Annotated in this window: 12 protein-coding genes; 6 read left to right on the top strand and 6 right to left on the bottom strand. The window is 65.2% G+C overall.

Annotation, left to right across the window (positions count from 1 at the left end; translation table 11 throughout):
* Positions 1–54: 54 nt before the first annotated feature.
* The gene (locus BRSPCE3_RS13440) at positions 55–1002 is read right to left on the bottom strand and encodes a TAXI family TRAP transporter solute-binding subunit (protein WP_244066293.1); all 948 of its coding nucleotides are present in this window, start codon (positions 1000–1002) and stop codon (positions 55–57) included.
* 145 nt (positions 1003–1147) lie between these two features.
* Between BRSPCE3_RS13440 and BRSPCE3_RS13435 the strand changes: the two genes are divergently transcribed.
* Together BRSPCE3_RS13435 and BRSPCE3_RS13430 are read left to right on the top strand one after the other, a co-directional pair.
* Complete coding sequence (locus tag BRSPCE3_RS13435) at positions 1148–2434, top strand: MFS transporter (RefSeq protein WP_244066292.1); 1287 nt, start codon at positions 1148–1150, stop codon at positions 2432–2434.
* A 350-nt stretch (positions 2435–2784) separates the two neighbouring features.
* Positions 2785–3999: an EAL domain-containing protein gene (locus tag BRSPCE3_RS13430; protein WP_244066291.1), complete on the top strand. Its 1215-nt coding sequence runs from the start codon at positions 2785–2787 to the stop codon at positions 3997–3999.
* Between the two features lie 20 nt (positions 4000–4019).
* Here the strand turns inward: BRSPCE3_RS13430 and BRSPCE3_RS13425 are convergent, their stop codons facing one another.
* Complete coding sequence (locus BRSPCE3_RS13425; RefSeq protein ID WP_244066290.1) at positions 4020–4916, bottom strand: CoA ester lyase; 897 nt, start codon at positions 4914–4916, stop codon at positions 4020–4022.
* Between the two features lie 7 nt (positions 4917–4923).
* Positions 4924–5403 (bottom strand): hypothetical protein, encoded by a 480-nt coding sequence (locus BRSPCE3_RS13420; protein ID WP_244066289.1) that lies wholly within the window; start codon positions 5401–5403, stop codon positions 4924–4926.
* A 206-nt stretch (positions 5404–5609) separates the two neighbouring features.
* Between BRSPCE3_RS13420 and BRSPCE3_RS13415 the strand changes: the two genes are divergently transcribed.
* Positions 5610–5909: a hypothetical protein gene (locus tag BRSPCE3_RS13415; protein ID WP_244066288.1), complete on the top strand. Its 300-nt coding sequence runs from the start codon at positions 5610–5612 to the stop codon at positions 5907–5909.
* Positions 5910–6025: 116 nt separating this feature from the next.
* Here BRSPCE3_RS13415 and BRSPCE3_RS13410 read toward each other — a convergent pair whose 3' ends face one another.
* Together BRSPCE3_RS13410 and BRSPCE3_RS13405 are read right to left on the bottom strand one after the other, a co-directional pair.
* On the bottom strand, positions 6026–7228 hold the full coding sequence (locus tag BRSPCE3_RS13410) for a hypothetical protein (RefSeq protein WP_244066287.1): 1203 nt from the start codon (positions 7226–7228) through the stop codon (positions 6026–6028).
* Positions 7229–7591: 363 nt separating this feature from the next.
* Complete coding sequence (locus BRSPCE3_RS13405) at positions 7592–8221, bottom strand: CoA pyrophosphatase (protein WP_244066286.1); 630 nt, start codon at positions 8219–8221, stop codon at positions 7592–7594.
* Positions 8222–8313: 92 nt separating this feature from the next.
* On the opposite strand from BRSPCE3_RS13405, the gene BRSPCE3_RS13400 reads away from it, so the two are divergent.
* The 3 genes from BRSPCE3_RS13400 to BRSPCE3_RS13390 all read left to right on the top strand — a co-directional run bounded on the left by BRSPCE3_RS13400 (position 8314) and on the right by BRSPCE3_RS13390 (position 10287).
* A complete protein-coding gene (locus BRSPCE3_RS13400; protein ID WP_244066285.1) occupies positions 8314–8739 on the top strand; it encodes a PaaI family thioesterase in 426 nt (141 codons plus the stop codon).
* A gap of 26 nt (positions 8740–8765) precedes the next feature.
* Positions 8766–9776: an aldo/keto reductase gene (locus BRSPCE3_RS13395; protein ID WP_244066284.1), complete on the top strand. Its 1011-nt coding sequence runs from the start codon at positions 8766–8768 to the stop codon at positions 9774–9776.
* Positions 9777–10086: 310 nt separating this feature from the next.
* Positions 10087–10287 (top strand): hypothetical protein, encoded by a 201-nt coding sequence (locus tag BRSPCE3_RS13390; protein ID WP_244066283.1) that lies wholly within the window; start codon positions 10087–10089, stop codon positions 10285–10287.
* Between the two features lie 99 nt (positions 10288–10386).
* Here the strand turns inward: BRSPCE3_RS13390 and katG are convergent, their stop codons facing one another.
* On the bottom strand, positions 10387–12552 hold the full coding sequence (gene katG / locus BRSPCE3_RS13385) for a catalase/peroxidase HPI (RefSeq protein WP_244066282.1): 2166 nt from the start codon (positions 12550–12552) through the stop codon (positions 10387–10389).
* Positions 12553–12590 lie beyond the last annotated feature (38 nt).

Here is a 12590-nt window from a genome sequence, read left to right as displayed (position 1 = left end):
GGAAAGATCGATGGCCGGGTTGAAACCCGGCCATGCCCCCTGAAGTAACCGGCCCTACTTGATCAGGCCCTTTTCCTTGTAATAGCGGATCGCGCCGGGATGCAGCGGCACCGGGCTGCCGGTCGCGGCAGCCTCGAGCTTGATCTCCTTGCCCGCGGCGTGGGCGTTGGCGAGTTCCGGCAGCGATTCGTAGACCAGCTTGGTCATCTGATACGCCAGATCGTCCGACACCGCGCTCGAGGTGACGAGGTAGTTCACGACCGCGGCGCTCGCCACGTCCTTGTCCTGGCCGGTATAGGTGTTGGCCGGGATGATCACCGAGACGAAGGGCGGCCCGATCTTGTCGACGGTCTCCTTCGGCACCGCGACCACGGTGATCTCGCTCGAGGTCGAGAGATCCTTCAGCGAGGCGACGCCGAGGCCGGCGGATTGCAGCGTGGCGTTGAGCTGGCGGTTCTTCATCAGGTCGACCGATTCGGCGAACGGCAAATACTCGACCTTGCCGAGATCCTTGTAGCTCATGCCGGCGGCGGCGAGGATCGCCCGCGAGTTGAGCTCGGTGCCGGACTTCGGCGCACCGACCGACAGGCTCTTGCCCTTGAGATCGGCCAGCGTCTTGATCCCGCTCTCGGCGGTCGCGACGATCTGGATGTAGTTCGGATAGATCGCGCCGATGGTGCGCAGCTTGTCGAGCTTGGTCTTGAAGCCGGCCTCGGCGTCGCCTTCCCAGGCCGCCTTCAGCGAATCGCCGAGCGTGAAGGCGATCTCGCCGCGGCCCTGCTGCAGCAGCACCAGGTTCTCGACCGAGGCCTTGGTCGCCTGCACCTGGGTCTTCACGCCGGCGATCTTGTCGCCGTAGATCTTCCCGATCGCGACACCGAGCGGATAATAGACGCCCGAAGTCCCGCCGGTGAGCACGTTAATGAACTGCTCGGCCTGTGCGACAGGCGCGGACAAAACACTGGCCGCCACGATCGCGGCAGCCACCAACCTTGATTTCATGTATTATTCTCCCCTAAGCCGGGCCGGAAATTGGCCGCCCACCCCCGCCGGGTCAACCCATCCAAATGACGCATGCCAGGCCAGAAACTCCGCTGGCAGCACTACTTTACCTGCGCGGGAACTCCCCGTCCGCGAGCGGGTTAAGATGCGCGATCTCGCCGCGAGGTATCACTTGAAGCCGCCCGGGACGACCGTTGAACGCGCGCTCGATGCGTTGAACTTCTTCCTCGCCGACGTGCGGGATGGGCTCGGTCCCTACCTTGCGATCTATCTGCTCACCGAACGCAAATGGGACGAGGCCTCGATCGGGTCGGTGATGTCGATCGCGGCCATCGCCGGGATCGTCGCCCAGACCCCGGCCGGCGCCCTGATCGACCGCAGCCGCGCCAAACGCGCTTTGATGATCGCAGCCGCGATTGCCGTGACCGCCGCCTGCCTGCTGCTGCCGTTGCTCGACCACTTCGCGCTGGTCGCCGCGACCCAGGCACTCGCGGCCGCCTCGGGCTCGGTGTTCGCGCCGGCGATCGCCGCGGTGACGCTCGGCATTGTCGGACCCAAGAGCTTCGCGGCACGGACCGGCCGCAACGAGGCCTTCAACCACGCCGGCAATGCGGTGGCCGCAGCAATCGCCGGGGCGACCGCCTACTGGTTCGGTCCCATCGTCGTGTTCTGGCTGCTCGCGGCGATGGCCCTCGCCAGCATCGCCGCGACGCTGTCGATCCCGCCCAACGCGATCGACCACCAGGTCGCGCGCGGGCTCGACGATGTCGCGGAGGCGCATGGCACGTCGCATGAGCGGCCATCCGGCTTTCGCGTGCTGCTGACCTGCAAGCCGCTGCTGATCTTCGCGGTCTCGACCGTGATCTTTCACTTTGCCAATGCCGCGATGCTGCCGCTGGTCGGACAGAAGCTCGCATTGGTCAATCGCAACCTCGGCACGTCGCTGATGTCGGTCTGCATCATCGCGGCGCAGATGGTGATGGTGCCGGTTGCGATGCTGGTCGGACGCAAGGCCGACGTCTGGGGCCGCAAGCCGATCTTCGCCGTGGCACTTGCGGTGCTGGCGATCCGTGGCGCACTTTATCCGCTGTCGGACAATCCATATTGGCTGGTGTCGGTGCAATTGCTCGACGGCATCGGCGCCGGGATATTCGGCGCGCTGTTCCCGCTCGTGGTCGCCGATCTCACCCACGGTACCGGCCATTTCAACATCAGCCAGGGCGCGATCGCCACCGCAACCGGCATCGGCGGCGCGCTGAGCACGGCGGTTGCCGGATTCATCATTGTGCACGCCGGTTACAGCGCCGCATTTCTGTTCCTGGCGGCCGTCGCTTGTGCCGGGCTGATCGGCTACTGCGCGTTGATGCCGGAGACGTTGCGAACGACAGCTGCAACATCACGCTCGACTGCATTGGCACCGCAGAACCAATGATCTGATTCGCCGTCATTGCGCGACGGCAACTCGATCCGATGTCCGACAATGGTGCAATTCCATGTCAGCATCGACACGACAACACAGTCATTAACATCGTCTCGCGATGACACACGCGCGCTGCGTTTCCGCCGACGCGCAATGTCGCGCGCGATCGCGCTCATGAACGTCAGATGACGCATTTGTTGCACGCGTAACAGTGGTGAGACGTCGCGATTCCCGCATCATTTGAGTCGAATTGAATCCTTTAAGGTTAGCGAACCAATCAATGTATGAACCAGAAATTTCCATGATTGCCGCCGCTCTTGGATGTACGAGTCAGGCCGGGGTAATTACGGATAAGGCGGGGCATGAACCACATCAGTCACATCGAACGTACGCGAGCCGGCTGGTTCGGACATCGCAAGCTGACCCCACGCGCATGCATTGCGGACAGCAAAAAACACCTTCGGACCTTCCTCGCGGAGGCGCTGGAGGACCTCGGCTTCATCACCAGTGAATGCAGCCAGGCATTGGAACTCGACACCGTGCTCGACGCGGAACGGCCCGATCTTTTGGTGCTCGGCGTGTCGGTGGATGGACTCGAAGTGAGTAAAATTCTCGAGACTTTGGTGAGAAAGGACTACGGCGGCAAGGTTCTCGTGATCGGCCAGCCGGACTCCATCATCGTCAAGGCGGTCCGGCAGATCGGCGACGAGTACGGCATCGCCATGCTGCCGGCGCTGTCCACGCCGTTCAGCGCCGGAACGCTTCGTGACAGTCTTGCGTCGTTGCTGCCGCTCGAGCCGGCGCCGAGCCCCGCGGTGGACGTGCCCGAAGCGCTGAAGGCTGGCTGGCTCGAGCTGTGGTATCAGCAGAAAATTCATCTCCGCACGCTGGTCCCGAGCGGCGCCGAGGCACTGATCCGGATGCGCCATCCGGCCTGGGGCGTGGTCCCGCCGGCCTATTTCATCCCGGACGAAAGCGATCCGCATTTCCACGCGCTGTCCGAGTTCGTGATCGCGCGCGCGATCGAGGACTGGCGCTACCTGCTCGAGCAGGTCGGTCCGGTCGATCTCTCGATCAACCTGCCGATCTCCTTCCTCGCCGACGACGACGCGGTGCGCGAGCTCTGTTACCGGATCCCGGATCATGCCGCATTCGCCGGCCTGCTGATCGAGATCGACAGCACCGAGGTGATCGACAATCTGGATCTTGCGATCGACGTCGCGCGGCGCGTGCGCCTGCACAATATCGGCGTCTCGATCGACAATGTCGGCGCCAACTGGCCATCGCTGCTGGGACTGCCGAACTTTCCGTTCGTCCAGCTCAAGGTCGACCATCAATATGTGACCGGCTCCGCGGATCAACGGCTGAAGCAGACTGTGTGCCGGCGTATCGTCGAGCTCGCCCATGACGCCGGCGCGCAGGTCATCGCCCAGGGCGTCGAGACGCGTGCGGACTTTCTCGCTGCGCATGAAATGGATTTCGATCAGGTCCAGGGCTACCTGTTCGGCAAGCCGATGGGCGTCAAGAAGTTCGCCCGCTCACGCATGCACTTCTCGGAGAAAGAGCCGGCGTCCTGAGGCACCGCCTCCGGTCAGGCTCACGCGCCGCGATCGATCGCGCGCAGCGCCTCGCCGCGCGCGATCAGGCGCTTTGCGTTGGAGTAGGTCGGGACCTCGAGCAGCGAGCCGTCGAGTTCGACCCGCCCAAGGCCCTGCGCCCGTGCCGCCTCGAATGCGGCGACGACCCTGCGCGCCTGGAGCAACTCATCCGCGCTCGGCGTCAGCACGCCGTTGACGATGGCGGCATGCGCAGGATCGACCAGGCTCTTGGCGGTGTAGCCGAGCCGCCGCGCCCAGATCGTGTCGCGCTCGACGCCTTCAGCATCGCTCCAGGTGTAAGGGCAGTCGACCGCGACGACGTTGGCGGCGCGGCATTCGACGATGAAGCGCTGGCGCGCATAAACGAGCTCCAGGCCGTCGCTGCCGCGCTCGGCGCCAAGATCGGCGGCGAGATCCTCGGAGGCCATCAGGCAGCCGATGGTGCGCCGGCTCGCCGCCGCAATCGCGCCCGTTTGCACCAGGCCGCGTGCAAACTCGATGTTCGGCAACAGCGACGTCGATCCCTCGGCGATGCCGTAGTCGCGCTCGAACCGCGTCACCGCCGCGTCGAGTCCGACGACATGATGCGGCTCGGCGACCTTCGGCAGCGCGACGATGTCAGGACGTCCCCGCATCACGGCGGCGAGATCGTCCATGCCGTCCTGGTCCAGCGGATTGACCCGGACCGCGACCATGACGCCCTGGTCCCGCCAGGCCGCGTAGAGCTCGGCCGCGAGCGCCCGCGCCTTCGGGCGCAGCGCAGGCGGGGTGAAGTCCTCGAGCTCGTGGATCAGCACGTCGGCGCCGCTGACGGCGGCGCGCTGCAGGACCGCCTCGTTGGCGCCTTCGAGAAACAGCCAGGAGCGGCAGAGCGCGGCCGGGCGCAGCGTGCGCATCACGCCGTCACTGGAACGTCATGTCGAGGCACTTCGAAATATCGGAGCCGAGGCCAGACGAGATGGTGATGCAGCCGCGGATCTTCTGGGTGTTGGCGTCGCTCGCCCAGATCGCATAGCCGCCCGGACCGAAGAACGAGTTGGTGTTCGGCGGCTCGGTCTCGGTGGCGTCGAAGGTGTAATTGCCGTCGGTCTCGAAGATGCGCGGCTTCTTGGTGCAGCCGCCGTCGGCCTGGACGTTGATGACCTCCTTGTTGTCCCGCGTCAGCGCCAGCGAGACCTGGCAGCGGAAGTATTCCGAGGTCTTCGCATTGAACAAATAGGCGTAGGACTTGCAGGTCGACGTGTTGAGCTTGCCGGCGGAGAGGCCGCGGCTGCAGGAGATCCGCTGGTTGTTGGAGAGCTTGAACTCGTCCGCCTGCGCGACTGACGCCAGCGCGATGAACGACAGAGCGACACCGATACCGATCTTCATGATGTGGTTCATCGCGATCATCCCCAGGTAGTGTTTCCGCCAATCAAAGCGTTTGTAAACGGTAACGCGAAAATAGTCGCCAAGCTTGATGCGGGAAATCACAAAGTCGCTGGTCTGCGTGAGCGGTCGCGCCGATTGTCGTATTGACGCGCGAATGGCGTTCGTGATTTGTTCAGAAACGTGGGGACGTCGCCGTTTTTCTCGGCCGGAGGTGGATCATGACGCATTTTTTGACCAAGACCTTTTTTGCGACCGCGACTCTTGCTGCAATGACGACATGCGCATTCGCGCAGGAGGCTGCGCCCTGGGAGCTGAAGTCCGACATGGGCTACGCCTATGACAAGGACGGCAAGACCTGGGCCTACAAGATGGGCACCAGCAATGCCGGCACGCTGCTGAAGGGTGCCAAGAAGGTGCCGAGGGGGACGCTGTTCTTCATCGGCCACAACGGCCAGCTCTACATGCGCTCCGGCCCCTATCTCGAGGGCGACGGCAAGTTCATGTTCGGCTCGAATTAGAGCGTTTTCGAGCGAAGTGGACGCCCGGTTCGCGTGAAGAAAACGCGTCAAGAGGAGAGTCTTGAGCATCGGTTCTGATCCAATCAGAACCGATGCTCTAGCGGTCTTCAGCTGACCTAGAACGCCGCCGCCAATTCCCTCGCACCCGGCTTGTTGCTGTTGAAATCCATCCGCTCGTTGGTGATGGCAAGCAGCTTGGCCACGGTGTTGTGGCGGATCGCGACCGGATTGCGCTCGTAGCCCGAGCGCTGGAAGAAGTTCGTGGTCGGCACCTGCTCGCGCATCGCCTGCGGCATGGTCACCATGTCGAGCCCGGTGCCGTCGCCGGTCAGGTTCATCATCTCGAGCTCGGCCGCGGTCAGCGGCCGATTGTAGCCCTTGGCGCGCGCGAACAGCACCGAGGTCAGCAGCTTGTGGGTCTGCAGCATCGGGCCGATATCGATATCGAGCACCATGGCGTGACACGCCCAGCCCTGCGGGGTGTCGGCGAGGCGTTGATGCGCCGACCAGTCGTCGGGCACGGTCAGCGTGAACGCGACCATCTTCTTCAGCACCGCGAGCTTGTGCTCCATCGCCTTGCGCGCCGGCCCCTGCGTCGCCGCAACCCGCGCGGTCAGATCGCGCACGAATTCGTGGCCCTGCTCGGCGAGCAGTTCGACGGTGTTGGTGGTGAGCAGCTGATTGTAGCCCATCGCGGTGGAGATGGCGCGCTTGCCGCCATGCTCGATGCCGGCCTGCACGTCGTAATTGCCGGTGCCGCCGGTCTCGAACGAATAGACCCGTACCGCCTGCTCCGGCGTCAGCCCCGCGGCGCGTGCGTAGCGGGCATAGGCGCGCTTGAACTCGACCTCGCTCGTCGGGCGCTGCGGCGCGAACTGGAAGTGTTCGGCCGCCGCCCGGACCAGATCCGCGACCACCGGAATCGTCTTGGGCGGACGCGGCGGCTTGCCGCCCTCCTCTTCCGGCGCCGGATTGACCGGCCGCTTCGGACCCTCATAGACCGGCGGCTGCTGCAGCACGTAGTCGTCCAGCGTGATCTGCACGCGGTCGCGGCGCTTGGCATTGCGGCCGCGCCGCTTGTCGGCGATCGCGCTCCAATAGGCGCCGGCATCCTGCTCGAAGGCGGCGCGCGCCTCCTCGTATTCCTGCAGCTTGCGGCGATAGTCCATGATCGCCTGCGGCGAGGCCTGCGCCATCGCATTGGCGACGGACGCCGGCAACGCATCGGCCTCGCCGGCCGAGACGGACGGCGCGCCGGCGGCGAGCGCGAGCGCGAGCGCGACAAATCCAGGAACGAGGCGAATCAATTGCGGGCGCATGGCCTCGTTGTAGCAAGCACGGCTGCGAAGTCAGCCCGGAAATATCCGGAGCGAAAGCGGCCGGATGCCGCGATCAGCTCCAGAATTTTCGCCACAATGCGGTGTTCTCCGGACAAAGCCTTGGAGATTGCGATGCGAATGGCACTCTGGCTCACCGCCGTCGCGTTGGCGCACGCCGCACCCGCGCGCGCCGAGCGGCCGGATTGCGGCTCGTTTCCGGATACGCGTTCACGTTTGACTTGTTACGAGAATGTGTCACGCGCGCCGTCGGAACCGGAGGCCGCTACCCGTGCCATCGGGCAAGGGAAGGCAATGAAGATGAACGCCCGCAAACGGCGTCACAAATAGCTGCATCCTTGCGGCCTACTTCCAGGCGAACACCGGCTGCTCGAGATCGGCGACACGGGTGCTGCGTCCGGCGAGCACCTCGCGGAACTGATAGATCAGCGCAGCCGTCGGCGCATGAATTTGCTGGCCGCCGAGCCGGAAGCGGATCACCCGCCGCGCGCTCTCCGGGATCGTGACGAAGGTGAATGCATCATCGGGCTCGATTGCCTCGAGACCGATGCGGTGGACGGACGCGACCTCGTCCGGGTTCGGCGTGAGCGCCGCATGCGCACCGGCCCAGACCACGACCGGCGTGATCAGATAGCCGGAGCGGGTCGGATAATCGTCGAGCATGCCGAGCACGTCGCGTGGGCCAAGCGCCAGCCCGAGCTCCTCATGCAGTTCGCGCAGCGCGGCCTCAATCTGGGTCTCGCCGGCATCGCAGCGCCCGCCGGGCAGCGCCCATTGCGCGCTGTGGGCGCGCAGGCTGGCGCTGCGACGGGTCAGCAGGAAGGCCGTGCCCTGGCCGCCGTCGTCTTCGGTCAGCGCGATCGCGACCGCGGCGCGCTTCAGCGTCGGTGCGGCGTCGGGCGGGGCGAGGCGCGCGAATGCGGCGCAGAGCTCTGCGATATTCCGCCGGGTGGCATCGTCAAATGTGCGGGCCATTGCGCTTGACTACAACACAAGCGCGTTTGATGAAATGTCCCGTACGACATGCCTCCCGTGATCCATCCCTTGCCAGCAACGGACCCCTCCTCATGACGGCCAAGGCCGCGGACAAACTCAAATCCGACGGCTGGAAGATCGCCGACACCACCGGATTCCTGACGCTGATCGGCCCGTTGTGGGAACGATTGAAGGACGGCGCGCTCGAGCTCGCGCTGATCACCGAGGACAAGCACCACAATCGCCGCGGCCTCGTGCAGGGCGGCGTCATCATGACCTTCGCCGACCGCGCCTGCGGCATGGCCGCGCGCTTCGTGTCGGGCAAGCCGACGCTTGCGACGGTGCAGCTCGACACCCATTTCGTCGAGGCCGGCAAGATCGGCGAGATCCTGACGACCCGGCCACGCGTCGTGCGTTCGACCCGCAGCCTGATCTTCATCACCGCCGAGGTGACCGTCGACACGCGCTGCATCGCGATGGCCAACGGCGTGTTCAAGATTCTGAAGAACGAGAGCTGATCGCCGTCATACCGGAGGAACGATCGATGCAATATCGCCAGCTTGGCCGCAGCGGCCTGAAGGTCTCGCCGATCTGCCTGGGCACCATGATGTTCGGCGGACCGACCGACGAGGCGACGTCGTCGCGGATCGCGGCCAAGGCGCGCGAGGCCGGCATCAACTTCATCGACAGCGCCGACGCCTATAATGGCGGCAAGTCCGAGGAGGTCGTCGGACGCGCGATCTCCAACAGCAGGTCGAACTGGGTGCTCGCGACCAAGCTCGCCAACCCGATCGGCGACGATCCGAACCATGGCGGGCTGTCGCGGCGCTGGGTGTTGCAGGCCGCCGACGAGAGCCTGAAGCGGCTCGGCACCGACTACATCGACGTCTACTATCTGCACAAGGAGGACCACGCGACGCCGCTCGACGAGACGGTGCGCGCGATGGGCGACCTGATCCGCGCCGGCAAGGTGCGCTATTTCGGCGTCTCGAACTATCGCGCCTGGCGGGTCGCCGAGATCTGCAACATCTGCGACCGGCTCGGCATCGACCGTCCCGTCGCGAGCCAGCCCTATTACAACGCGATGAACCGGATGCCCGAGGTCGAGCATTTCCCGGCCTGCGCGTATTACGGGCTCGGCATCGTGCCCTACAGCCCGCTGGCACGCGGCGTGCTGACCGGCAAATACGCGCCCGATGCGGCGCCGCCTGCGGATACCCGCGCCGGCCGCAACGACAAGCGCATGATGCAGACCGAGTGGCGGCCGGAATCGCTGCAGCTGGCGCAGGAAATCAAGCGCCACGCCGAGAGCCGCGGCATCACCGCGGGACAGTTCGCGGTCGCCTGGGTGCTGAACTCGTCGTTCGTCAGCGCCGTGATCGCGGGCCCGCGCACCGAGGCGCAATGGGACGATTATATCCGCGCGCTCGATTATCGCTTCACCGCCGAGGACGAAGCCCTGATCGACCGCCTGGTCGCCGCCGGCCATCCCTCGACGCCGGGCTTCAACGATCCCGCCTATCCGATCGAAGGCCGCCGGGCGCGCACCGGATAGTCGCTGTAGTAGCGACCGCGCAACGTGCGGATTGCGCTCAATTCCAACCGCGCGTCATTGCGAGGAGCTCGCGACAAAATTGCAAAGCAATTTTGCGCTGAAGCGACGAAGCAATCCATCTCTGCACAAGGGGTGAGATGGATTGCTTCGCGGAGCCTGTCATCCGGCGGCGCTTTGCGCCGACCGGGTGGCTCGCAATGACGAGGGGCAATTGAATCGGCTGCGCCGAAGTTGCGTTTCGCGCCTTCCGAATTGCGCAAGCGCCGCACAGGCTGCAGCATGGGCGCATGGAAATGCTGATGGTGCTGCAATGACGGCATCCAATGTACTGGACTGGATCGTGGCGCTCCTGGTGTGCTGGGCGAGCCTGACCGCAATCTTCGAGCCTTCGCGCGGAGCCTCGCAGTGCGACGCTCCTTACGCGACGAGCAGCGCGTCGCGACCGCCGTTGACAGCCCCGACGCAGGCGGAGTTCGAGGAGATGATCCGGGACATGAAGCTGCACGACTGAACAAGACCGCGGAACGGCTTCGTCGTCCGATGGCACCCCCGAAATGAAACAGGGCGGCGCCGAAGCGCCGCCCTGTCCCCGATTGCCGTTGCCGGCCGACTACTTCACGAGATCGAAACGATCGGCATTCATCACCTTGGCCCAGGCCGCGACGAAGTCGTTCACGAACTGCTCCCTGGCATCCGACGAGCCGTAGACCTCGGCGAACGCGCGCAGCTGCGAGTGCGAGCCGAAGATCAGGTCGACGCGGGTACCGGTCCACTTCACCGCCTTGGTCTTGCGGTCGCGGCCTTCATAGACGCCCTGGCCGGCATCGCTCCACACCGTGCCCATGTCGAGCAGGTTGAGGAAGAAGTCGTTGGTCAGCGTCCCCGGCTTGGCGGTGAGGACGCCGTGCTTCGACGCCTTGGCATTGGCGCCGAGCACGCGCAGGCCGCCGACCAGGACCGTCAATTCCGGTCCGGTCAGCCGCATGAGCTGTGCACGGTCGACCAAGGCCTCCTCGGGCTGCAGGAACTGATGCTTGCCGCTGATATAGTTGCGGAAGCCGTCAGCCCGCGGCTCGAGCGGAGCGAACGATTCGACGTCGGTCTGGTCCTGCGTCGCATCGGTGCGGCCCGGCGTGAAGGGGACCTTCACATTGGTGCCGCCGTCCTTCGCCGCCTTCTCGATCGCAGCCGCGCCGCCGAGCACGATCAGATCGGCGAGCGAGACGTTCTTGCCGAACTCCTTCTGGATGGCTTCGAGCTTGGACAGCACTCCCTTGAGCTGCGCCGGCTCGTTGACCTCCCAGTCCTTCTGCGGAGCGAGACGGATGCGCGCGCCGTTGGCACCGCCGCGCATGTCGGAGCCGCGGAACGTCGAGGCCGAGGCCCAGGCGGTCGACACCAGTTCGGACACCGAGAGACCCGAGGCGAGGATCTTGGCCTTGAGCGCCTCGATATCCTTGTCGTCGATCACGGCATGATCGAGCTTCGGCACCGGGTCCTGCCAGATCAGCGTCTCCTTCGGCACCAGCGGGCCGAGGTAGCGCTGGATCGGGCCCATGTCGCGGTGGGTGAGCTTGAACCAGGCGCGGGCGAAGGCGTCCGCGAACTGATCCGGATGCTCGTAGAACCGGCGCGAGATCTTCTCATAGGCCGGGTCGAAGCGCAGCGACAGGTCGGTGGTCAGCATGGTCGGGACATGCTTCTTCGACGGGTCGTACGCGTCCGGAATGTCGGCCGCCGCGCCCTTCGCCTTCCACTGCTTCGCACCTGCGGGGCTCTTCGTCAGCTCCCATTCGTACTTGAACAGGTTATCGAAGAAGTGGTTGCTCCACTTCGTGGGCGTCTGGGTCCAGGTGACCTCGGGGCCGCCGGTGATTGCGTCGGCGCCGATGCCGGTACCGTGCTTGCTCTTCCAGCCGAGGCCCTGTTCCTCGAGCGCGCCGCCTTCCGGCTCCGGCCCGATCAGCGACGGATCGCCCGCGCCGTGGGTCTTGCCGAAGGTGTGGCCGCCGGCGATCAGCGCGACGGTCTCCTCGTCGTTCATCGCCATGCGGAAGAAGGTCTCGCGGATGTCCTTCGCGGCGGCGACCGGGTCCGGATTGCCGTTCGGGCCTTCCGGGTTGACGTAGATCAGGCCCATCTGCACCGCGCCGAGCGGCTCGGAGAGCTGGCGCTCGCCGCTGTAGCGCTCGTCGCCGAGCCAGGTGCCTTCCGGACCCCAGTACAGCTCTTCCGGCTCCCACACGTCGGCGCGGCCACCGGCAAAGCCGAACGTCTTGAAGCCCATCGATTCCAGCGCGACGTTGCCGGCGAGGACCATCAGGTCGGCCCAGGAGATCTTGCGGCCGTATTTCTGCTTGATCGGCCACAGCAGCCGGCGCGCCTTGTCGAGGTTGGCGTTGTCGGGCCAGCTGTTGAGCGGGGCGAAACGCTGCTGACCGGCGCCGGCGCCGCCGCGGCCGTCGGTGATGCGATAGGTGCCCGCCGAGTGCCACGCCATGCGGATCATCAAGCCGCCGTAGTGGCCGAAGTCGGCCGGCCACCATTCTTGCGACGTCGTCATCAGGGCCGTGAGGTCCTTGATCACGGCGTTGAGATCGAGGCTCTTGAATTCCTTGGCGTAGTCGAAGCCCTTGCCCATCGGATCGGACAGGCTGGAGTTGTGATGCAGCACCTGAACGTCGAGCGTCTCCGGCCACCAGTCACGATTCGAGTGCCCGCGAGGCCCGCCTGTGAATGGGCATTTGCCCGCGCCTTCGTCGGTTTTTGCGTCCATGTTTCTTCTCCGAGGTGGTGGATTCTGGAATGCGCTGG

The sequence above is a fragment of the Bradyrhizobium sp. Ce-3 genome, assembly GCF_022835695.1.
Taxonomy (GTDB): Bacteria; Pseudomonadota; Alphaproteobacteria; order Rhizobiales; family Xanthobacteraceae; genus Bradyrhizobium.
Note: the sequence above shows the minus strand (reverse complement) of the source record. Positions and strands in the feature narration are given on the sequence as shown.

Coding starts and splice junctions, on each gene's coding strand:
- BRSPCE3_RS13390 (WP_244066283.1), top strand. CDS start 10,087: ATGACGGCATCCAATGTACTGGACTGGATCGTGGCGCTCCTGGTGTGC.
- BRSPCE3_RS13405 (WP_244066286.1), bottom strand. CDS start 8,221: ATGGCCCGCACATTTGACGATGCCACCCGGCGGAATATCGCAGAGCTC.
- BRSPCE3_RS13410 (WP_244066287.1), bottom strand. CDS start 7,228: ATGCGCCCGCAATTGATTCGCCTCGTTCCTGGATTTGTCGCGCTCGCG.
- BRSPCE3_RS13430 (WP_244066291.1), top strand. CDS start 2,785: ATGAACCACATCAGTCACATCGAACGTACGCGAGCCGGCTGGTTCGGA.
- BRSPCE3_RS13435 (WP_244066292.1), top strand. CDS start 1,148: ATGCGCGATCTCGCCGCGAGGTATCACTTGAAGCCGCCCGGGACGACC.
- BRSPCE3_RS13395 (WP_244066284.1), top strand. CDS start 8,766: ATGCAATATCGCCAGCTTGGCCGCAGCGGCCTGAAGGTCTCGCCGATC.
- BRSPCE3_RS13420 (WP_244066289.1), bottom strand. CDS start 5,403: ATGAACCACATCATGAAGATCGGTATCGGTGTCGCTCTGTCGTTCATC.
- katG (WP_244066282.1), bottom strand. CDS start 12,552: ATGGACGCAAAAACCGACGAAGGCGCGGGCAAATGCCCATTCACAGGC.
- BRSPCE3_RS13425 (WP_244066290.1), bottom strand. CDS start 4,916: ATGCGCACGCTGCGCCCGGCCGCGCTCTGCCGCTCCTGGCTGTTTCTC.
- BRSPCE3_RS13415 (WP_244066288.1), top strand. CDS start 5,610: ATGACGCATTTTTTGACCAAGACCTTTTTTGCGACCGCGACTCTTGCT.
- BRSPCE3_RS13440 (WP_244066293.1), bottom strand. CDS start 1,002: ATGAAATCAAGGTTGGTGGCTGCCGCGATCGTGGCGGCCAGTGTTTTG.
- BRSPCE3_RS13400 (WP_244066285.1), top strand. CDS start 8,314: ATGACGGCCAAGGCCGCGGACAAACTCAAATCCGACGGCTGGAAGATC.